The organism is Burkholderia sp. APQ4-4ca (assembly GCF_057837105.1).
On sequence record NZ_JBYQCG010000243.1, the window covers coordinates 66,814 to 86,358 of the forward strand.

At 67.2% G+C, this 19,545-nt stretch carries 21 protein-coding genes; 16 read left to right on the forward strand and 5 right to left on the reverse strand.

Going from position 1 to position 19,545, the window contains the following annotated elements:
* The coding region (locus AC3IFE_RS32775; RefSeq protein WP_489194472.1) for an alpha/beta fold hydrolase at window positions 1-609 on the forward strand (609 nt) is incomplete at its 5' end.
* Between the two features lie 54 nt (window positions 610-663).
* Here the strand turns inward: AC3IFE_RS32775 and AC3IFE_RS32780 are convergent.
* On the reverse strand, window positions 664-1,584 hold the full coding sequence (locus AC3IFE_RS32780) for a LysR family transcriptional regulator (protein WP_489194474.1): 921 nt from the start codon (window positions 1,582-1,584) through the stop codon (window positions 664-666).
* Between the two features lie 112 nt (window positions 1,585-1,696).
* Between AC3IFE_RS32780 and AC3IFE_RS32785 the strand changes: the two genes are divergently transcribed.
* Complete coding sequence (locus AC3IFE_RS32785) at window positions 1,697-2,311, forward strand: NIPSNAP family protein (RefSeq protein ID WP_489194476.1); 615 nt, start codon at window positions 1,697-1,699, stop codon at window positions 2,309-2,311.
* A 102-nt stretch (window positions 2,312-2,413) separates the two neighbouring features.
* On the opposite strand, the gene AC3IFE_RS32790 is transcribed toward AC3IFE_RS32785, so the two are convergent.
* The 4 genes from AC3IFE_RS32790 to AC3IFE_RS32805 are packed head-to-tail and all read right to left on the reverse strand — an operon-like array spanning window position 2,414 to window position 6,492.
* A complete protein-coding gene (locus AC3IFE_RS32790) occupies window positions 2,414-2,797 on the reverse strand; it encodes a GtrA family protein (protein ID WP_489194478.1) in 384 nt (127 codons plus the stop codon).
* Between the two features lie 12 nt (window positions 2,798-2,809).
* Window positions 2,810-3,853, reverse strand: coding sequence for a glycosyltransferase family 2 protein (locus AC3IFE_RS32795; protein WP_301737052.1), 1,044 nt, complete (start codon window positions 3,851-3,853; stop codon window positions 2,810-2,812).
* Between the two features lie 24 nt (window positions 3,854-3,877).
* Window positions 3,878-5,257: a glycosyltransferase family 87 protein gene (locus AC3IFE_RS32800; protein WP_489194481.1), complete on the reverse strand. Its 1,380-nt coding sequence runs from the start codon at window positions 5,255-5,257 to the stop codon at window positions 3,878-3,880.
* A complete protein-coding gene (locus AC3IFE_RS32805) occupies window positions 5,254-6,492 on the reverse strand; it encodes a glycosyltransferase family 87 protein (RefSeq protein ID WP_489194483.1) in 1,239 nt (412 codons plus the stop codon). Before AC3IFE_RS32805 ends, AC3IFE_RS32800 begins: the two co-directional genes overlap by 4 nt.
* Before the next feature lie 1,050 nt (window positions 6,493-7,542).
* Here AC3IFE_RS32805 and AC3IFE_RS32810 point away from each other — a divergent pair.
* From AC3IFE_RS32810 to AC3IFE_RS32875, 14 genes are all read left to right on the forward strand, one after another.
* Entirely contained in the window at window positions 7,543-7,734 is a 192-nt protein-coding gene (locus AC3IFE_RS32810; protein ID WP_089471446.1) for a Flp family type IVb pilin, read from the forward strand.
* Between the two features lie 148 nt (window positions 7,735-7,882).
* Window positions 7,883-8,074, forward strand: coding sequence for a Flp family type IVb pilin (locus tag AC3IFE_RS32815; RefSeq protein WP_059577621.1), 192 nt, complete (start codon window positions 7,883-7,885; stop codon window positions 8,072-8,074).
* An 82-nt stretch (window positions 8,075-8,156) separates the two neighbouring features.
* Window positions 8,157-8,375, forward strand: coding sequence for a Flp family type IVb pilin (locus AC3IFE_RS32820; RefSeq protein WP_489194485.1), 219 nt, complete (start codon window positions 8,157-8,159; stop codon window positions 8,373-8,375).
* A 28-nt stretch (window positions 8,376-8,403) separates the two neighbouring features.
* Window positions 8,404-8,943: an A24 family peptidase gene (locus AC3IFE_RS32825; protein WP_489194487.1), complete on the forward strand. Its 540-nt coding sequence runs from the start codon at window positions 8,404-8,406 to the stop codon at window positions 8,941-8,943.
* A 32-nt stretch (window positions 8,944-8,975) separates the two neighbouring features.
* Window positions 8,976-10,376: a DUF8689 domain-containing protein gene (locus AC3IFE_RS32830; protein WP_489194489.1), complete on the forward strand. Its 1,401-nt coding sequence runs from the start codon at window positions 8,976-8,978 to the stop codon at window positions 10,374-10,376.
* 35 nt (window positions 10,377-10,411) lie between these two features.
* Window positions 10,412-11,251: a Flp pilus assembly protein CpaB gene (gene cpaB, locus AC3IFE_RS32835; protein ID WP_489194491.1), complete on the forward strand. Its 840-nt coding sequence runs from the start codon at window positions 10,412-10,414 to the stop codon at window positions 11,249-11,251.
* Window positions 11,252-11,355: 104 nt separating this feature from the next.
* Entirely contained in the window at window positions 11,356-13,281 is a 1,926-nt protein-coding gene (locus tag AC3IFE_RS32840) for a type II and III secretion system protein family protein (protein WP_489194492.1), read from the forward strand.
* 20 nt (window positions 13,282-13,301) lie between these two features.
* Entirely contained in the window at window positions 13,302-13,598 is a 297-nt protein-coding gene (locus AC3IFE_RS32845) for a hypothetical protein (protein ID WP_089471440.1), read from the forward strand.
* A 25-nt stretch (window positions 13,599-13,623) separates the two neighbouring features.
* Window positions 13,624-14,895, forward strand: coding sequence for a pilus assembly protein TadG-related protein (locus AC3IFE_RS32850; protein ID WP_489194494.1), 1,272 nt, complete (start codon window positions 13,624-13,626; stop codon window positions 14,893-14,895).
* A gap of 13 nt (window positions 14,896-14,908) precedes the next feature.
* A complete protein-coding gene (locus AC3IFE_RS32855; RefSeq protein ID WP_089471438.1) occupies window positions 14,909-15,442 on the forward strand; it encodes a TadE/TadG family type IV pilus assembly protein in 534 nt (177 codons plus the stop codon).
* The gene (locus AC3IFE_RS32860) at window positions 15,439-15,882 is read left to right on the forward strand and encodes a TadE/TadG family type IV pilus assembly protein (protein ID WP_301737046.1); all 444 of its coding nucleotides are present in this window, start codon (window positions 15,439-15,441) and stop codon (window positions 15,880-15,882) included. The genes AC3IFE_RS32855 and AC3IFE_RS32860 overlap by 4 nt, the downstream gene beginning before the upstream one ends.
* A 22-nt stretch (window positions 15,883-15,904) precedes the next feature.
* Window positions 15,905-17,113: a CpaE/TadZ family protein gene (locus tag AC3IFE_RS32865; RefSeq protein WP_301737045.1), complete on the forward strand. Its 1,209-nt coding sequence runs from the start codon at window positions 15,905-15,907 to the stop codon at window positions 17,111-17,113.
* Between the two features lie 18 nt (window positions 17,114-17,131).
* Complete coding sequence (locus tag AC3IFE_RS32870) at window positions 17,132-18,499, forward strand: TadA family conjugal transfer-associated ATPase (protein ID WP_089471435.1); 1,368 nt, start codon at window positions 17,132-17,134, stop codon at window positions 18,497-18,499.
* 35 nt (window positions 18,500-18,534) lie between these two features.
* Window positions 18,535-19,512: a type II secretion system F family protein gene (locus AC3IFE_RS32875; protein ID WP_089471434.1), complete on the forward strand. Its 978-nt coding sequence runs from the start codon at window positions 18,535-18,537 to the stop codon at window positions 19,510-19,512.
* Window positions 19,513-19,545: the final 33 nt, after the last annotated feature.

Consider the following 19,545-nt stretch of genomic DNA (forward strand, 5'->3'; position numbering starts at 1 on the left):
CTCGATCCGCCGAGACAGCATTACCAGCAATACCTCTGTACACGGAACGCCAACCGGGACATGCGGCACCCACCGCAAGGGTTATCCGCGTTTCTTCGCGCATTTTTCCATGTCAAGAGCGCCGACTGGTCGGGAAACAAGCCGCATCCGCTGAAGGCGCTCACGGCCGCGGAACTGGCGCAAATGCCCACCTACTACGTGATGGATCTCGGCAAGACGATGCCCGAAACCGTCGCGCCATTCCAACCGTCCGCCGCCCAAACCCTTGGCTGCACATGGCTGACCGACGCGGAACTTGGCGTGTACACCGCGGAGTACGGCCGCACCGGGTTTCAAGGCGCGCTTCAAGCTTATCGTGTGTTGTCCGATCCCGACCTGAACGCGGAGTTGCGCCTGTTTTCGGGCAAGACGATCGACGTCCCCTCGCTCTTCATTGGCGGCACGAGCGATTGGGGCACTTATTCGGCGCCGGGCGCGCTCGATCTGATGAGAACGAAGGCGACGACGAGCATGCGTGGCATCGAGATGATCGACGGCGCAGGCCACTGGATCCAGCAGGAGCAGCCGGTCAGACTCGGCGAATGCTTGCTCGCCTTCGCGAAGGCGTGAAGCCGGGGGCGCGGTGGAATAGGGCGTTTTTCGCGACCGGCGGCGGTTGCCGCGTCAGGTCCGGGAGGCCATTTCGGCGCCGAACCGCTCGACCACGAATTCAGTAAAACTGCGAAGCTTCGGGGACTTCTGCTTCTGTTGCGGATAAAGCAGATGCATCGACCGCTCGGGGGCGGCGAAGTCCGGCATGATCTCGATGAGCCGCCCCTCGAGAATGTCCTCGTGGATCAACATCGAAGGCAGCATCGCGATACCCAGCCCGCTCAACGTCGCCCGTCGCAGCGCTTCCGCGCTGTCGATTTTCAGTCTGCCGTCCACGCAGAGGGTCGTCGGCCCGTCCGGACCTTCCAGCATCCAGTGAGATTGCGCCGCGTGCCATTCCGATCGGGGCGGATACGCATACGTCAGGCAGTGATGCTCGCGCAGCGCGTGCGGCGTAGTCGGCGCGCCATGTTCGTGAACGTAAGCGGGCGACGCACACAGTACCAGCCGGTATGGCGTCAACGGACGCGCGACCACATCCGGGCTGGCGAGCGCGCCGATGCGAATGGCGGCCTCGAAACCTTCGTCGAACAGATCGGCGAGCGAGTCGGTTGCGACGATATCGAGCTTGATCTCGGGGTAGCGCTGGTAATAGTCGGCGAGCGCGGGAATCAGGCACTCGTTCGTAAACACGACAGGCGCCGTCACGCGCAGACGCCCTCGTGGATGCTTGAGGTGATCGAGTGCAAGCTGTTCCGTGTCGTCGACCAGACCGAGGACTTCGACGCATCGCTCGTAATAAGCCTGGCCGAACGCGCTGACTTTCTGCTTACGGGTCGTGCGGTGAACGAGGACCGCGCCCAGCCGACTTTCCAGAGCCTGAAGGTAGTTGCCGACCATCGTCGGCGACAGATCGGACGCCTGCGCGGCCGCCGTCAGGCTGCCCGTTTCCACGATGCGGACGAATACGGCCATCGCCTTGAGGAGATCCATTGCGCAATGGTACTGGATTCTGTTTCAAGGTGCGGCGCGTTTATCGGCCGCCTGTTTGGAAATACATTGCGATGGAAATGCATTGCGACAGGCGAGCGAAAGGAGGGCAGAAATGCGGTATGAACTTACGACGTTGTCGTGTCCGCTTCCGGACCAGAATATCGTGTCCGGCCGTGCGCATCACTGGGTATCGGATGCCGACGCGCGGGGGCGGCTGCTTGGTGCATGGCGCACGGAAATCGGCGAGTTATCGCGGATCGTCGTGCTGCGTGGCTTCGAGACGATGGATGAATTGCAGCATGAACGTAATCGGGCATTGAGCGCCGGGCGACCTTTCGGGATTGAAAGCGCGTCCGTTCGACTGAGCATGGAAAGTTACGCACTTTTTCCTTTTCTACCCGACATCGAGCCGGCGGTATTGGGCGACTTCTATGAGATTCGTCGCTACTGGCTGAAAGCCGGCGGTGTCGCGCCGACCATTTCCGCGTGGGAACGTGCGGTGGGCCCGGCCAAAGCCTATACGTCGCATCTCGTTTGCAACATGTACGCGCTCGATGGACCGCCGCGCATCACGCACATCTGGGGATTTTCGAGTCTGGAAGAACGCATGGCGTTGAGAAAGCGGCACTATGCCGAGGGCCTGTGGCCGCCGGCAGGCGGGCCGGAGCAGATCGAAAGGGCGACGTCGACGATCGGCTTGCCGGAGGCGTGGTCGCCGTTGCGTTGAGTGCGCCGCGGGCGCGGCACGTTTGGGTGGATGGCACGCGGCATCGACCGAGTCGATGCGTTGCATGAGTACGGCGGCATTGGAGCTTCGGTTGCGGGCCGCTTACCGATACGTCCAGCGCCGGTGCAGCACGAACGTCGTCGCCGGGATCAGCAGCGCGATCGCGACGACGCTCATCGCGCGCGACGCATCCAGCGCCTCGGCGGCGCGAGCAAGCAGCATCGTTTCGACGAACCCGGCGAGCGTGACCGCGAGAAAGCGCGTCGCGTTACGGGTGCGCACCGTCGACGAGAAGCTCCACAGTGTATTCGCCAGATACGAGAACGCGGTCGCGCAGAGGAACGCGATCGCATTCGCGCTCACCGGCGTCGCATCGCGCAGCGCGAACAGGGCGGCGGCGACCAGCGAATGGATCGCGGTCGAGCAGAGCCCGGACACGCCGAAACGCACGAGCTGCGTGCGCTCGGCCTGGAGCAGCGCGATCACGGCGCGAGCGCGTCAGCGTGCGCCGATGCGCGCCCGGACCGGCTGCGCGCGCCGGCGGGCGGCCTGGCGGCGTGCGTCGCGCGCGACCGGCAGTTCGATCACCTTGCCATGCGTCTCGTAGCGGCGGCGGATCAGGTACACGGGCCGTTGCTTCGATTCGTCGTAGATCCGCCCGACGTATTCGCCGACGACGCCGATCCCGATCAGCTCGATGCCGCCGATGAACAGCGTGACCGAGATCAGCGACGCATAGCCGAGCACCGGATTGCCGAACAGCAGCGTGCGCAGGATGATGAACGCGCCGTACACGAACGCGAGCGCCGCGATGCCCACGCCGATATAAGTCCAGCTGCGCAGCGGCACGGTGCTGAAGCTGGTGATGCCTTCCAGCGCGAAATTCCACAGCTTCCAGCCGGAGAATTTCGAATGCCCGGCGCTGCGCGGATCGCGCTGGTACTCGACGATCACGGTCTTGTAGCCGACCCATGCGAACAGGCCTTTCATGAAGCGATGCCGCTCGGGCAGGTTGCGCAGCGCGTTCACGACCTTGCGATCCATCAACCGGAAATCACCGACGTTTTCCGGCAGCTTCACGTCCGACAGCAGGTTGTGCACGCGATAGTAGACCGCGGCGGCGGTGCGCTTCGCGAACGAATCGCAGGCGCGGTTGCTGCGCTTCGCCGCGACGACCTCCGCGCCGTCGCGCCAGTGCTCGATCAGCACCGGAATCAGGCTCGGCGGGTCTTGCAGGTCGGCGTCGAGCGGGATCACCGCGTCGCCGGCGGCTTCGTCGAGGCCGGCCGTCAGCGCGGCCTCCTTGCCGAAATTGCGGGTGAGATCGATGACGCGCACGCGCCGCTCGGCGGCGCCGATCCGGACCAGGCGCTCCAGCGTGTCGTCGCGGCTGCCGTCGTTCACGCAGACGATCTCGAAGCGGATCGCATCGATCGCGCTCATCAGCGGAATCACGACGTCGAAGAAGCGCTCGACGGCTTCGCCTTCGTTGTAGAACGGCACGACCAGCGAGACGAGCGGCGTGTAGATGGATTCCCGCATGATGATTCCCCTTGTGATGTCGCTTTACCGGTGGGCGCCGAGCGTCAGGCGGCCGGTGCGGCGCATGCCGTGCGCCGGGCGGTGGTGCGGTCGGACCGGGTGTGCGAATTCGGTCTCGGTCGAGATGTCGCGCGCGTCGGGCATCGACGGCACGTCGCGTCTTTCCTGGGCGATCCGGCTGACGAGCAGCGCGAGCGACGCGAGCGTCACGAGCGGCATGAACTGGAACGACAGATGCGGCACGATCGCGAGGCTCGCGAGCGGCATCGGCCACAGAAGCATCAGCCATTCGCGATCGAAGCGCCGCCAGCCGTGCGTCCACGCATAGCGGGCGTACCACGCGATCACGATGCCGTACCAGGTCAGGTCGTAGTCGTACAGGTAGGGGCTGACGAGCAGGCATGCGCATGCGAGGGTCGCGGCGCGCAGCGCATACGAACACGCGCCGCGCCACGCGTAGACGACGGCAATCGCCGCGCCCGCCGCCGACAGCAATTGAAGGCCGCGCGCGACGAGCGCGGGCCAGCCGGCCATCGTCGCGAGCGCGAACAGGGTCGGCATGCGCGCGAGCTTGGCGTGGCCGGTGCCGACGATCGTATAGACGTGCGCGATCAGGTGCATGAACGCGATCCATGGGCCGACGCCGAACGCGAGCGTCGCGAGCAGGGCGCTGACGGCGATCGTCGCGGCCCATGCGCCCAGCGCGCGCCATTGGCCGGCACACAGCAGCGCGAGCGGGAACAGCACCGCGAGCTGCGGCTTCATCGTCAGCAACCCGAAACAGATGCCGGCGAAGACGGGGCGGCGATTCAGCGCGAGCAGTCCGAACGCGGCGAGCGTCGCGGTGAAGAGGCTCGTCTGCCCGACGATCACCGTGAGGAACGCGCCGGGGAACGCAAGCGCGCAGAGCCACGCGACATCGCGCTGCACGGTCGCGCGCATCGCCGCCGCGAACAGCGCGATTCCGATGCCGAGCCACAGCACGAGCGCCAGCGTGTACGGCAGCCAGCCGAGCGGCAGCACGAGCAGCAGCATGGTCGGCGGATAGAGCCATGGCAGCGTGCCGTCCGCGAGGGTCATCGTCGGGATTGCGTGCTGTTGGACCGCGAACAGCGTGGAGTAATGCCACGCGTCGGCTCCGTGCCCGTGCGCGGCCAGCCACGCGGCGCTCCAGACCGGCGAGAAATCCTGCGACAGCGGCTCCAGCGCGCCGTCGTGCGACAGGTGCACGCGGATCAGGTAGATGACGATGAACAGCAGCTCCGTCAACAGCACGGCGGCCGCATAGAGCTGTACGCGATCGCGGTTGAGCCAGTGCGGACGGCGGCGCGGGCCGGCGATCGGGAGTTCCGGATGCACGCTGGCGGCCGGTTGCGCGTGGCGGGCGAACGACGGCGTCTTCATCGTGCGCTCCGGGAGGCGAGCGCCGTGTGGCGCACCACCACGAACAGCACCGCGAGCAGCACGACCGGCCCGATCTGCGGCAGCTTCATCAGTCGGTTCAGCATTTCGAAGATCGGCAGCAGCCACGCCAGCACGAGGATGCCCTGGTCGCCGGGCAGCCAGCCTTCGTCGAGACCGTGCGCGATCAGGCAGAAGACCGCGATGCCGAGCCACGTCAGTTCGTAGTTCCAAAGGTACGGCGTCGTCAGCAGCGTGGCGACCGCCAGCGCCGCGCCGCGCAGCCGCATGTCGCGCGTGCGGCGCCATACGTCGACGGCCGCGGCGAGCGCGACGAGCGCGACCGCCGCCTGGGCGGCCAGCGCGGCGGCCACCGGCGCGCCCGCGAGCCGCAGCGCGGCGAACGGCGTCGGCGACGCGAGCCAGTACGACGCGAGCATGAAATGCTGCTCGCGTACCGTCGACATCGCATGACTCAATCCGTGCAGCGCGGCGGGGCCGGCCAGTGCGACGCCGGCGGCCGCGAACAGCGTCGCGCTGAGCGCGGCTGCCGCGAAGGTGCGCCATGCGCGCGTCGCGATCAGCACGAACGGGAACACGACCGCGAGTTGCGGCTTGATCGCGAGCAGCCCGATCAGCACGCCCGCCACGACCGGACGCTTGCCGAGCAGATGCAGCGCGAGCGCGGCGAGGCCGGCGGTCAGGATGCTGTTCTGGCCGAACAGCGCGGACATGCACACGGCCGAATACGCGACGACGACGAGCGTCGCGGCGCGCGGCACGGGAAGATGCGCGCGCAGCCCCGACAACCGCGAGACGGCGAACGCGTAGCATAAAAGACTGCCCGCGAAAAAGAGGAAGTAAGCGGGCAGGAAAGGCACGAGGGCAACCGGGGCGATGAACAGCAACATCGTCGGCGGATAGAGCCAGGGAAGCGGCCGGTTTTGCAGATACGCACCGAAGTGCGCGAACTCGGCCTGCAGGAATGACGACGTGTCGTAGGCCGCCGCGGCATGGCCTTGCAACACGAGATGCGATGCGGTCCAGAAGACCGAGAAGTCGGTGCCGGGGCGGGCGGTGGCGTTCGACGTGAAGCCGTCGGTCACGATACCCCAGACGATCAGCAGCGCCACGAAGAGCATCAGCATGATGCAGCTGTACGGAATGATCCGGTCGGCCGTCAGCCATTGAGCACAGCGTATTGCGCGATCGCGCGTTTCACGATTGGCTGTGTACATGATGCCCCGTCTGTCGTGTGGCCGCGTGGTCTGTCGCAGCCGTTTGATGTTGTCGTGCCTGCGGATCGATCGCGCTGAAATGGCGTTGTCCGGTGAATTCATTGTTGAAGAAAAAAACGCGTGATGCAAACCAGGCACGGTCGGACGGCATTGAATGTGTTCAGCGATTCGGGCGAAAACCGCCATTTCTGGTATGAGAAAACCCCGCCGCCGGGATTTGTGTTTCTGGCCTGAAACATTCCGTGATTTTTACCGAGCGGGCATGCCGCCGAACCCTCCACGCGCGAGCGACTCGCCGCGTTCGGGAAAATCCCGAGAAAATTTTTTAGGCCCTTTGTGCAGCGCGGCGACGGGGTTTCATGCCGGTTGCATGCGCCCGAGCCGCATATATCAAAGTTGAAACATTTCGGCAGCCGGGCGTTTGACGGGCAGGCGAGCGGATCGCCGGAACCCTTGATACGCCTCGATTCCGCCCGGGATGGTCCGCTCTTTGCGTAAGCGTTGGCACGGCAGTCGACGATGTGGCGACCGGGCGGTTCAGGCAACAAGCAGTGGAACCGGCTCGCGAATCGCCTGCGGAAAGGATGGTCCGGAGCGCGTCGGGGAACATGCGGCTCCCGTCCGATCAACCGCGGAAACCGTCGTCGAACGACCCATCAGACCTGGCAGCTTCCGGGCAATAAGAAATCGGCATGGCAGTACATGGGGAATAAAAATGAACGACCACAGCACATCGCGAATCGCAAGCCGCGTTAAAGACACATTGCAGCTTTGCCGGGAGTTCCTCTCCCGTTCAACCGGATTCCATGCGTCGAATGGCCGTCGTGCCGTTCCGGTCGCTCGACCCGCCCGATTCGTCCGGCCGGTCGGACCGTACACGCGTCTCTCATGCTCCGTCTCGCCGATACCCGTTCGTACTGACCGCGGTAGTCCGCCCCGTTTCCGCGACTGATCGTCGGCTTCCGATTTCCAGCGTAGTGCCGGTGGTGCCCACCCCCGACGTCCCGACCGACGAAGGGTATTTCATAGCAGTTCGAAAGGAGAGTGCTCATGTCAAGAGTCATCGAAAAGGTCGCGTGGTTCGTCCAGGATCAGGACGGCGTGACGGCCATTGAATACGGCCTGATCGCCGCGCTGATCGCGATCGGCATCGTCGCCGCCCTGGCGACGGTCGGTACGGATCTGAAGACCGTGTTCAGCACGATCGCCGCGGATCTGGACTCGGCGGTAGCAGGCCTCTGATGGATGGTACGACGAACGGTTTGTCCGATCGTTCGAATCGTTCGTCGGCGCCACACGGCATCAACGATATTCCTCGCCGTATCGATGCACGGTCGTCCGACCAGCCGGTGCGCGAGGCTTTTGAAAGTCACCACGCAAGGAGAACACCATGTCCAAGTTCATTCAACAAGCCGGCCGTTTCATTCGCGACGAAGACGGCGTGACCGCCATCGAATACGGCCTGATCGCCGCACTGATCGCAGTCGGCATCATCCTCGCGCTGTCGACCATCGGGAAGGACCTGAAGACCGTGTTCAGCACGATCGCGGCCGACCTCGATTCGGCGGTTGCAGGCATCTGATGCACCGTGCCGCGGGCGGCTCGGCTGGTGCAGTGTTCGAGCCGTCCCCGGCGATTCCGTCAACCGGAAACCGGAGACCATCATGCAAGCCATCACACGTGTCGCCCGTCGCTGGATCGCCGACGAAGAGGGTGTGACGTCGATCGAATACGCATTGCTCGCGTCGATGTTCGCCATTGCGGTGCTGGGCAGCGTCGTCACGCTGAAGGGCTCGCTCGGCGATGCGTACGAGATGATCGCCGCGGCCGTGACGGCCGCCGTGAGCACCGCCGTGACCACCGCGCTGTCCATGGTTTCCTGATCCACCGATTCGATACGCGAGGTTCGCCATGTTTCCCGTTGCGCCGCCTTATCCGGTTCCGTTGTGCGTGACGCTGCTCGCGATCGCCGCGGCCAGCACGGACATCGCGAGCCGTCGCATTCCGAACCGCCTCGTGCTGCTCGGCCTGGCCGGCGCGCTGGTCGCGCAGTGCCTGTTGCACGGCTTTCCGGCCGGCGTGCTCGGATGGCTCGCCGGTGCCGCAACCGGCTTCGGGCTGCTGCTGCCGTTCTATCTGTTGCGCGGGATGGCGGCGGGCGACGTGAAGCTGATGCTCGCGATCGGCGCATGGGTCGGCGCGGAAATGACGTTTTACATCGTGCTGGCCACGTTCCTGGCCGGCGGGGTCGGCGCCGTCGCCTACGCGCTGCTGCGCGGGCGGATGCGCCGGATGTGGGCGAACGTGCGCACGCTGATCGTGCGGCGCTCGCACGCGGCACGCGCCGAGGCCGACGACGGCCCCGTCGAGATCGCCTCGGTCGGCACGCTGCCGTACGGCGTGGCGATCGCGGCCGGCACGCTGGGCATGCTGTTCGCGTCGTGCGCATAGCGCGGCGGATCCGCAACGAGGACGCAACGATCATGAACACGAACCACACCGAACCGAGACGCGACGCGCAGGTGGCACGCCTGCCCGATCCGCCGCCGTCGCGGGAGGTCCATACGAAGCTGGGCGCGCAGTTGCCGCCGGCGCCGCGCTCGCTCGCCGAAACCGGGCTGAGCACGGCGTTCGTCGCCGGCCTCGTGCTGAAGTCGACGCTGGTGCTCGGCCGCCCGTCGTACGGCGACCTGGTCGAGCGGCACTGCCTGCCGCTCGCGGTGCTCGACGACGTCTTCGCGTTCCTGGTGCGCGAGCATCTCGTCGAGCTGACCCATCGCGGCGCGACCGATCTCGACGTGACGTTCCGCCTCACCGATGCGGGCCGCGTGCTTGCGCTCGAGGAACGGGAACGCAGCGGCTACAGCGGCCCCGCGCCGGTCACGCTCGACGCGTATCTGGCGAGCGTGGCCGCGCATTCGGTGCGCAAGCTGCACATCGGCCAGAGCGACGTGTGGGCGGCATTCGAAGGCATCGTGATCGACACGGCGGTGCTCGATGCGGCGGCCGCCGCGCTGAACGCCGGCCGGCCGCTGCTGATCCACGGCCCGGCCGGCAGCGGCAAGACCTTTCTCGCCGAGCGGCTCGGCGCGCTGATGCACGGCCGCGTGCCGGTCCCGCATGCGATCTGCGCGGCCGGCGAAGTGATCCAGGTCTACGACCCGCTCGTGCACGTCGACGCGCCGGCGCCGGGCGGCGGCCAGTCGGTCGATCGCCGCTGGCGCCTGTGCCGCCGGCCGGTCGTGATGTCGGGCGGCGAGCTGACGCTGGACGAACTCGACCTGCGCCGTGACGACGCGGCCGGCTTCTATCAGGCGCCGCCGCACATGAAGGCGAACATGGGCATGTACGTGATCGACGATCTCGGCCGCCAGCGCGTCGAGCCGCGCGACCTGCTCAATCGCTGGCTGCGTCCGCTCGATCGCGGCGTCGATTTCATGACGCTCGAATCCGGCAACCGCTTCGTGATGCCGTTCGACGTATGGCCGGTGTTCTCGAGCAACCTGGCGCCGGAGCAGTTCTGCGACGACGCGTTCATGCGCCGCCTCGGCTCGAAGCTGCACGTCGGCGCGATGTCGATCGAAGACTACCGCGCGGTGTACGACGCGGCCTGCACGTCGCTCGGGCTCGTATCGGCGAGCGATGCGTTCGACTTCCTGCTGCATCGGCTGCATCTGCCGACCGGCAAGGCGTTTCTCGCGTGCTTTCCGGCGGATCTGCTGCGCCTCGTGGCCGCCGGCGCGCGTTACCGCGGCGACCCGCCCGAGGTGACGCACGACGCGCTGTACGACGCGTGGGCGAGTTACTTCGGCGCGGTACCTGAACGGGACGGCAGCCATCCGCCGCCCGTCGAGCGCGGCGGCCGTACGTTCGTCACCGGTTGAGCGGTTTCTTTCACGATTCGTCGAGGAGCATTGCCATGAAAAACAGTCGAGCGGTCATGATGCTGGTCGTCGCGATGATCGCGGGTCTTGCCGCGGTCGTATTCGCCTCCCACTGGCTGATGCAGACGTCCACGAGCTCGGTCACGTCCGTCGCGGTGGCCACCACCGACCTGAACCTGGGCGAGCCGCTCGGGCCGAACCAGATCCACATGGTGAGCTGGCCGTCGGGCAGCGTGCCGCCCGGCGCGTTCACCGATACGAAAACGCTCGAAGGGCGCGTCGTGCGCACCAGCCTCGCGCGCGGCGAGCCGGTGATCGAGTCGAAGCTCGCGCCGGTCGGCACGAAGGGCGGGCTCTCCGCGGTGATCGCCGACGGCAGCCGCGCGATCACGGTGCGCGTGAACGACGTGGTCGGCGTCGCGGGCTTCGCGCTGCCGGGCAACTACGTCGACGTGATCGTCAACACGCAGGAACAGCAGGGCAAGACCGACGGGCAGAGCATCTCGAAGATCGTGCTCGAGCACATCCTCGTGCTCGCCGTCGCGCAGCAGGTCAGCCGCGACGACACGGCGCCGAAGGTGGTCAACGCGGTGACGCTGGAAGTCACGCCCGACCAGGCCGAACGGCTCGATCTCGCGCGCAGCGTCGGCACGCTGTCGCTCGTGCTGCGCAACCAGGTGGACCAGAAGACGCTGACCACCGGCGGCGCGACCAAGCTGACGCTGCTCGGCAAGGAGCCCGCACCGGCAGCGCCGCCGGCGCCCGTCCAGGCGCGGCCGGTCCGTGTGCACGTCGCGTCGCATGCGGCGCCGGAAGTCCGGCGCGACTGCGTCGGCGTGCTGACGGGCGTGAAGGGCAGCGTCGAGTGTTTCTGAAACCAAACCAACCAGCCATACAAACAAACCGGCCGCCGGCAACGCGCGGCGGCCTTGGAAGTCGATAACCGGCACGGCGCCGGTCTCTCGGGGGATCAGACGAAATGAAGATCAAACCGCAACGCACAGGTACCGGCCCACTGCGCACACGCGTCGCACGGGGCACGATGATGGCCGCGATCCTCTGTTCGGGATGGCTGACCGTATATGGCGCACTCGCCCAGGAAGGCATCGAATCGGCGGTGCTGACCAAGGGCGGCGCCAGCGCGCCGGCCGCGGTCGGCAAGGGGCCGATGCAGATGACGATCAGCATGACGCCGGCGCCGGCCGCCGCGCCCGCCGCGTCGGCGGGGCCGCTGCGCGGGCCGAACTGCGTCGGCGCCGTGCGCGAATCGACCAGCGTCGCGGTGCCGCTCGGCAAGTCGCTGCTGGTGCCGATGCCGGAGCCGGTCCGCAACCGGACGATCGGCAATCCGGCCGTCGCGCAGGCGACGATGGTGTCGCCGCAGACGCTGTACATCCTCGGGCTCGCGGTCGGCACGACCAACATGATCGTGCAGGGCCGGAGCGGCGCATGCCGGGTGATCGACGTCGCGGTCGGCGCGGACGCCGGCGGGCTGCAGGCGTCGCTGCTTCAACTGATGCCGAACGAGCGCGACATCCATGTGTCGACCGCGGCCGGCACGATCGTGCTGGCGGGCACCGTGTCGAGCTCGCAGGCCGCGCAGCAGGCCGTGCAGATCGCCCATGCGTACGGCGACAGCGCGGGCGATGCCGCGGGCGGCGGCAAGCAGGGCGGCGGCGTGCTCAACATGCTGAACGTCACGTCGCCGCAGCAGGTGATGCTCGAGGTGAAGGTGGCCGAGGTGTCGAAGACGCTGATCAACCAGATGGGCAGCGCGTTCAACATCCAGGGCGGCTTCGGTTCGTGGAGCGGCGCGCTGGTCAGCAACCTGCTCGCCGGCGTCGCGAGCGGCGCCATCTTCAACAAGGCGAACAACAAGCCGTTCAGCATCGCGGCCGACGCGCAGAACACCGACAACCTCGTCAAGATCCTCGCGGAGCCGAATCTCGTGACGATCAGCGGCCAGGAGGCGACGTTCCTCGCGGGCGGCAAGATCTTCATCCCGATCCCGCAGAGCAGCGGCAACGGCACGTCGTCGATCACGCTGCAGGAAGAGGAATTCGGCGTCGCGCTGAAGTTCACGCCGACGGTGCTGGCCAACGGCCGGATCAGCCTGAAGGTCGCGCCGGAAGTGTCGGAGCTGTCGCAGACGGGCGTCACGCTGAGCGCGACCAACATCGGCGGCACGTCGATCCTGCCGCTGATCACGACGCGGCGCGCATCGACGACGGTGCAGATGAGCGACGGCGAATCGTTCGCGATCGGCGGGCTGATCAAGGACAACGCGACCGGCGCGCTGAAGGCGATCCCGGGCGTCGGCGAAGTGCCGGTGCTCGGCGCGCTGTTCCGCAGCACGTCGTTCCAGCAGGACCGCACCGAGCTGATCTTCCTGATCACGCCGCACCTGGTGAAGCCGCTGCAGACCGCGGACGTCGCGCTGCCGACCGACAGCTTCTCGAAGCCGAGCGAAATCGACGTGTATGCGACCGGCAACATGGAAGGCCGCCGCGGCGTGCGCAAGGCAGGCGCCCAGCCGATGCAGCCCGCGAACGATGCGGCCGCCGCGCCGCGGACCCCGGCCCAGACACCGGTACCGGCGCCGAAATCGGAAGCCCCGGTCGCGCCGGCCGCGCTGCCCGCGCCGCGTGCACCGCAAGCCGACGTGCAACAGCCGGCGCCGGCCGAGCCGCCGAAGGCGCCCGCGCTGGTCGCGGCTGCCGCTCCGCAGCCCGACCCGGCCACCGCGGCTCGCGTCGCGCGCATCGAAGCCGCCGCCGCGCGTCTTGCGGCCGCCGGCGCCGAACCGTCGGCCCAGCCGGCGGCGCGCACCAAGCACCGGACCGCGGCGGCGCCCAACGCGCAGATGGCGCGTGCGGGTGCGGAACCCCAGTCCACCGATCGTTGAAGCCATCCAAGGGGAAGCTCATGAAATCCGCCTACCTCGTATTCGTGCGCCGCGCGGCGCTCGCCGTCCCGCTCGCGTTCGCGCTTGCCGGCTGCATGTCGTCGACCCCGGTGTGGGACAGCCGCTTCGGCGATTCGGTCCGCACCGTGATGCACGCCCAGATCATCGATCCGCATGCCGGCGAACATCCGGCGTCGGCGCCGGGGGTCGACGGCGCCGCCGCGGCGGCCGCGCTCGACAACTACGACAAGTCGTTCAAGCAGACCGTGCCGCCCGCCAACGCGTTCGTGATCGGCATCGGCAAGGCCACCCAATAACGACGGCATGCTCAGGGAGAACGCCATGAACAGCGCAGCCCGCTATCCGAAAGTCACGCGTCGCGGCCCGCATCGCCAGCGCGGTGCCGTCGCGATCATCGTCGGCCTCTCGCTGGCGGTGATGATCGGGTTCGTCGGGCTCGCGCTGGATCTTGGCAAGCTGTACGTCACGCGCAGCGAACTGCAGAACAGCGCCGATGCCTGCGCGCTGTCGGCCGCGCGCGACCTGACCTCGGCCATCAGCCTGTCGGTGGCCGAGGCCGACGGCATCGCCGCCGGCCACCTGAATTTCGTGTTTTTCCAGAAGAAGTCGGTGCAGATGTCGACCAACGCGAACGTCACGTTCAGCGATTCGCTGACCAACCCGTTCCTGACCAAGGACGCGGTCGCGACGCCGGCGAACATCAAGTACGTGCAGTGCACCGCGACGCTGAGCAACATCGCGCACTGGTTCATCGAGGTGCTGAACGTGCTGCCGGGCGCGAAGCTCGCGAATGCGGCGGAAGTGTCGGCGAGCGCGATCGCGACAGTCGGCGGCGGGCAGACGACCTGCGCGATTCCGGTGTTCGTGTGCCGCGGCCCGTCCGATCCGCCGTACAAGGTCGGCGACTGGATCTCGTCGCCGTCCGGCTCGTCGTCGACCTACGGACCCGGCAACTTCGGCTGGGCGGCGCTCGACGGCTCGACCAACGAGACGACGCTCGCGAGCCAGCTGTCGGGCAATACCTGCAACATCACGAGCCCGCCGGACCTGGCCACCACGGGCCTGAAGGCGGCGTCGCAGCGGGCCTGGAACACGCGCTTCGGCATCTACACGAACGGCGCGAACGGTTCGAGCGGCCAGCCCGATTTCACCGGCTACGCGTATGTCGGCCCGAACTACGGGCCGCCGGGAACGCCGGGCATCAAGGGCGACGCGTACACGCAGTTCGTGGCCGACCGCGCGAGCTTCAAGCCTTACCAGGGCGACGGCGCACCGCCGTCGGGCAGCGGCATCGCCACCAACGGCACGGCGACGGCGAGCAACTACGCGACCTACGGCAGCGACCGCCGCCTCGCGCTGGCGCCGGAGGGCGACTGCTCGACGCTGTCCGGAAGCAGCGGCAAGGTGCACGTCACGCAATGGGATTGCGTGCTGATGCTCGATCCGCTTCCGTTCAGCGCCGGCAGCGGCCCGGTCGTCGCGCACCTGGAATACCTCGGTTCGTCGGTTTCCGGCAACAACCCGTGCGCGACGCACGGCTTGCCCGGCAGCGGCAGCGCGTCGGGCACCCAGGTGCCGATGCTCGTTCAATAGCGGAGAGGCGATCATGAAGAAGCCGTCGATTCGTCGTTCGCGCACCCGCGGCGCCGTCGCCGTCGAGTTCGCGCTCGTGCTGATGCCGATGATCATGCTGGCGACCGGCGTGGCCGAGTTCGGCCGGGCGATCTACCAGTACGAGACGCTGACCAAGGCGACCCGCGACGCGGCGCGCTACCTGTCGGTCTGGCTGCCGACCGACAGCGCGTATCCGGTGTCGCAGGCGCAGTGCCTGGTCGTCTACGGCAGCACGACGTGCGGCACGTCGGGCACCGAGCTGGTGCCCGGGCTCACGACGTCGATGGTCACGATCTGCGACGCGCAGCATACGACCGGCTGCAGCGATGCATCCGATCCGCCGCAGTTCGCGAACCTGCCGACCTACGATTCGAACAACAACGCGGCAAGCGGCACGGCCACCGGCGCGATCAACGTCGTCGAAGTGAAGATCAGCGGCTACAAGTACCAGCCGATTCCCGCGTACCCGGGGCTGCCGTCGATCACCTTCGGCAACATCGTCACCGTGATGAGGCAAGTGTCATGAACGCGCGCCATTTTCCGCTGTCCCGCCGGCGCGCCCAGCGCGGCGTGGCGATCGTCGAATTCGCGCTGATCGCGTCGGTGCTGATCATGCTGCTGATCGGCATCTTCGAGTTCGGCCGCGTGCTGTTCTACTGGAACACCGCGAGCGAGGCCGTGCGCCTCGGCGCGCGCACCGCGGTGGTCTGCGACGTGAACGCCGCGGGCGTCGTGAAGCGCGTGCGCTCGCTGTTGCCGCTGCTGTCGGACGCGAACGTGTCGGTCGACTACACGCCCGCGAGCTGCGACATCAACACGTGCTCGTTCGTGACGGTGAGCGTCACGAACGTCACCGTCAAGACCATGATCCCGTTCATGAACGTCACGCTGAAAATGCCGCCGTTCACGACGACGCTGCCGCGCGAAAGCCTGAATTCCGCGACGGGCGGCTCCGCCTGCAACTGATCGAAAAGACGAGGCACACGACATGATCAACATCCTCGTAGCTTCCGACGACACCGCGCGGCTTTCGCAGATCGCGCGTCTCGTGGCCGACTGCGGACGCTATCGCACGACGCGCGCCACCGGCCGCCCGTCGCAGATCGAGCATCGCACCGACGGGCTCGACGCGTTCGACATCCTGCTGGTCGACGGCACGTCGCTCGAGCCGTCCGAGCTGTCGGCGATCGAGCGCATCTGCCGCGCGCATGCGGGCCTGACCTGCATCCTCGTGACGGCCGACGCATCGCCGCACGTGCTGCTCGATGCGATGCGTGCGGGCGCGCGCGACGTGCTGCAGTGGCCGCTCGATTCGCAGGCGCTCGGTAGCGCGCTCGGGCGGGCCGCCGCGCAGAGCACGCGGCGCGATACCGACGACACGCGCATCGTGTCGTTCATGTCGTGCAAGGGCGGGGCCGGCACCAGCTTCGCGGCCAGCAACGTCGCGTTCGAGATCGCCGAGGGCTTCAAGCGCCGCGTGCTGCTGATCGACCTGAACCAGCAGTTCGCCGACGCGGCGTTCCTCGTCAGCGACGAAACCCCGCCGTCGACGCTGCCGCAGCTGTGCGCGCAGATCGAGCGGCTGGACAGCGCGTTTCTCGACGCGAGCGTCGCGCACGTGACGGAAAACTTCCACGTGCTGGCCGGCGCCGGCGACCCGGTCAAGGCCGCCGAGATGCGGGAGGACGCGCTCGAATGGATTCTCGGCGTCGCCGCGCCGCGCTACGACTTCGTGATCTTCGACGTCGGCGTCGGCATCAATCCGCTGTCGATGGTCGCGCTCGATCGCAGCGACCAGATCCAGCTCGTGCTGCAGCCCGCGATGCCGCACGTGCGCGCCGGCCGCCGGCTGCTGGAGATCCTCGTGTCGCTCGGCTATTCGACCGACCAGTTGCGGCTGATCGTGAACCGAGCGACGCGCGCGAGCGAGCGGACCCGCACCGCGCTCGAGGAAGTGCTCGGGCTGCAGGCGGCCTGCACGATTCCCGACGATGCCGACACGGTGCTCGAAGCGATCAACCAGGGCCATCCGGTGTCGCGGCTCGCACGCGGCTCGGCGGTCGTACGGGCGTTGCAGGGCTATGCGAAACAACTCGTCGACGGCGAGGTGCGCGCGGGACGCAGCGCGACGCACAGCGAGCCGTTGATGTCACGGCTGTTCGGCCGCAAGGCCACGCCGAAGCTCAAGTCGATGTAATTCTTACGGGGAATCATCATGTCATTGCGCGAACAGATGTCGTTGCACCGGGCCCAGCCGCTGTCGGCAGGCAGCGAGACGGCCGGCCCGGCGCATTCGTCGGTGCGCGACGCATACCAGAAGCTGCGCCGCGAAATTCACCTGGCCGTGCTCGAGCGCGTGGAACTCGAGCGCCTGTCGCGGCTGCACCAGGACCAGGTTCGCATGGAGATCGGCTCGCTGATCGCACGCATCCTCGACGAGGAACGCATGCCGGCGAACGACATCGAGCGCCGCCAGCTCGCGATCGACGTGTACGACGAGATGTTCGGCTTCGGCCCGCTCGAAGCGTTGCTGCGCGACCCCGGCATTTCCGACATCCTCGTGAACACCTACCGGCAGGTCTACGTCGAGCGCTGCGGTCAACTCGAACTGACCGACGTGACGTTCTACGACGATGCGCACCTGATGAAGGTGATCGAGAAGATCGTGTCGCGCGTCGGGCGCCGCATCGACGAATCGAGCCCGATGGTCGATGCGCGGCTGCCGGACGGATCGCGCGTGAACGCGATCATCCCGCCGTCCGCGATCGACGGGCCGCTGATGTCGATCCGGCGTTTCGCGGTCAACCCGCTGAAGATGGACGACCTGGTGCGCTACCACAGCCTGACGCCGCCGATGGCCGAGCTGCTCGACGCGCTGTCGCGCGCGAAGGTGAACGTGCTGGTGTCGGGCGGCACCGGCAGCGGCAAGACGACGCTGCTCAACATCCTGTCCGGCTTCATTCCGCGCAACGAGCGGATCGTGACGATCGAGGACGCCGCCGAGCTGCAACTGCAGCAGCCGCACGTGCTGCGGCTCGAAACGCGCCCGCCGAACATCGAAGGCAAGGGCGAGATCACGCAGCGCACGCTGGTGCGCAACGCGCTGCGGATGCGCCCGGACCGGATCATCCTCGGCGAAGTGCGCGGCGCGGAAGCGCTCGACATGCTCAACGCGATGAACACCGGCCACGAAGGCTCGCTCGCGACGATCCACGCGAACACGCCGCGCGACGCGCTGACGCGGCTCGAGAACATGGTCAGCGTGTCCGGCCTGACGTTGCCGCCGAAGACGATGCGCCAGCAGATCGCGTCGGCGATCTCGGTGGTCGTGCAGGCGGCGCGGCTCACGGACGGCAAGCGCAAGATCGTCAGCATCCAGGAACTGACCGGGATGGAAGGCGACATCATCAACATGCAGGAGATCTTCACGTTCAAGCGCACGGGCGTGGATCGCGACGGCTCGGTACGCGGCCACTTCTGCGCGACCGGCGTGCGGCCGAAGTTCGTCGAGCGGCTGCAGGCGTTCGGCATCAACCTGCCGGATTCGCTGTACGACCCGTCCATGCGATACGAGACGGACTGACGCCAGGGCGTCGTGTGCTGCCGGGGAGAGGCCTCATGAATGCGATCTTTTACGGTTTTGTGATTCTTACCTTCGTCGCGGTGGTGCTGTCGATCGAAGGCATCTATCAATGGTGGAACGCGCGGCACGGCGCCGCCGCGCGGCGGATCGAATCGCGCATTCGCGCGATGTCGGCCGGCGGCAACGTGCAGCAGGAGCGGCTGTCGATCCTGAAGAAGCGCATGCTCGACGAATCGAAGCCGTTCGACCGGCTGCTGCTGCGCCTGCCGCGCGTGCACGCGCTCGATCTCGTGATCCAGCAGTCGGGTCTCGACTGGACGCTGCCGAAGCTGATCACGCTCAGCGCGACGTTCGCGGCGCTCACGTGGTTCGCGGCGAGTTTCGCGCGGGCGCCGCAGCTCGCCGCGGTGCCGATCGCGCTGTTCGCCGGATGGGGGCCGATGATGTACGTGTTGCGCCGCCGCGCCCGGCGGATGCGCAAGCTCGAGCGGCAGTTGCCGGACATCTGCGACATGATCGCGCGCGCGCTGCGCTCCGGCCATTCGTTCACGAGCACGCTGGGGATGGTCGGCGACGAGTTTTCCGAGCCGATGGGCGGCGAATTTCGCGTGACGTTCGACGAGGTCAACTACGGCGTGTCGCTGCACGACGCGCTGACGAATCTGGCGACGCGCGTGCCGGTGCAGGACCTGCGCTACTTCGTGATCGCGGTGCTGATCCAGCGCGAGACGGGCGGCAACCTGGCCGAACTGCTCGACAGCATCGCCGGGCTGATCCGCGAGCGCTTCAAGCTGTTCGACAAGGTGCGCGTGCTGTCGGCGGAAGGGCGGCTGTCGGCGTGGATTCTCGGGCTTTTGCCGTTCGGCACCGCGGCGGTGATGGCGCTGCTGAACCGCGAATTCCTGTCGGTGCTCTGGGAGGATCCGGCCGGGATCCGGATGGTCGGCACGATGCTGGTGTCGATGCTGTTCGGGCTGTTCTGGATCCGCCGAATCGTGCGCATTCGCGTCTGACGCGCGAGCCGAATAACGAACCGTTGCGAGGTT

Coding starts and splice junctions, on each gene's coding strand:
- AC3IFE_RS32780 (WP_489194474.1), bottom strand. CDS start 1,584: ATGGATCTCCTCAAGGCGATGGCCGTATTCGTCCGCATCGTGGAAACG.
- AC3IFE_RS32785 (WP_489194476.1), top strand. CDS start 1,697: ATGCGGTATGAACTTACGACGTTGTCGTGTCCGCTTCCGGACCAGAAT.
- AC3IFE_RS32795 (WP_301737052.1), bottom strand. CDS start 3,853: ATGCGGGAATCCATCTACACGCCGCTCGTCTCGCTGGTCGTGCCGTTC.
- AC3IFE_RS32800 (WP_489194481.1), bottom strand. CDS start 5,257: ATGAAGACGCCGTCGTTCGCCCGCCACGCGCAACCGGCCGCCAGCGTG.
- AC3IFE_RS32805 (WP_489194483.1), bottom strand. CDS start 6,492: ATGTACACAGCCAATCGTGAAACGCGCGATCGCGCAATACGCTGTGCT.
- AC3IFE_RS32810 (WP_089471446.1), top strand. CDS start 7,543: ATGTCAAGAGTCATCGAAAAGGTCGCGTGGTTCGTCCAGGATCAGGAC.
- AC3IFE_RS32815 (WP_059577621.1), top strand. CDS start 7,883: ATGTCCAAGTTCATTCAACAAGCCGGCCGTTTCATTCGCGACGAAGAC.
- AC3IFE_RS32820 (WP_489194485.1), top strand. CDS start 8,157: ATGCAAGCCATCACACGTGTCGCCCGTCGCTGGATCGCCGACGAAGAG.
- AC3IFE_RS32825 (WP_489194487.1), top strand. CDS start 8,404: ATGTTTCCCGTTGCGCCGCCTTATCCGGTTCCGTTGTGCGTGACGCTG.
- AC3IFE_RS32830 (WP_489194489.1), top strand. CDS start 8,976: ATGAACACGAACCACACCGAACCGAGACGCGACGCGCAGGTGGCACGC.
- cpaB (WP_489194491.1), top strand. CDS start 10,412: ATGAAAAACAGTCGAGCGGTCATGATGCTGGTCGTCGCGATGATCGCG.
- AC3IFE_RS32840 (WP_489194492.1), top strand. CDS start 11,356: ATGAAGATCAAACCGCAACGCACAGGTACCGGCCCACTGCGCACACGC.
- AC3IFE_RS32845 (WP_089471440.1), top strand. CDS start 13,302: ATGAAATCCGCCTACCTCGTATTCGTGCGCCGCGCGGCGCTCGCCGTC.
- AC3IFE_RS32850 (WP_489194494.1), top strand. CDS start 13,624: ATGAACAGCGCAGCCCGCTATCCGAAAGTCACGCGTCGCGGCCCGCAT.
- AC3IFE_RS32855 (WP_089471438.1), top strand. CDS start 14,909: ATGAAGAAGCCGTCGATTCGTCGTTCGCGCACCCGCGGCGCCGTCGCC.
- AC3IFE_RS32860 (WP_301737046.1), top strand. CDS start 15,439: ATGAACGCGCGCCATTTTCCGCTGTCCCGCCGGCGCGCCCAGCGCGGC.
- AC3IFE_RS32865 (WP_301737045.1), top strand. CDS start 15,905: ATGATCAACATCCTCGTAGCTTCCGACGACACCGCGCGGCTTTCGCAG.
- AC3IFE_RS32870 (WP_089471435.1), top strand. CDS start 17,132: ATGTCATTGCGCGAACAGATGTCGTTGCACCGGGCCCAGCCGCTGTCG.
- AC3IFE_RS32875 (WP_089471434.1), top strand. CDS start 18,535: ATGAATGCGATCTTTTACGGTTTTGTGATTCTTACCTTCGTCGCGGTG.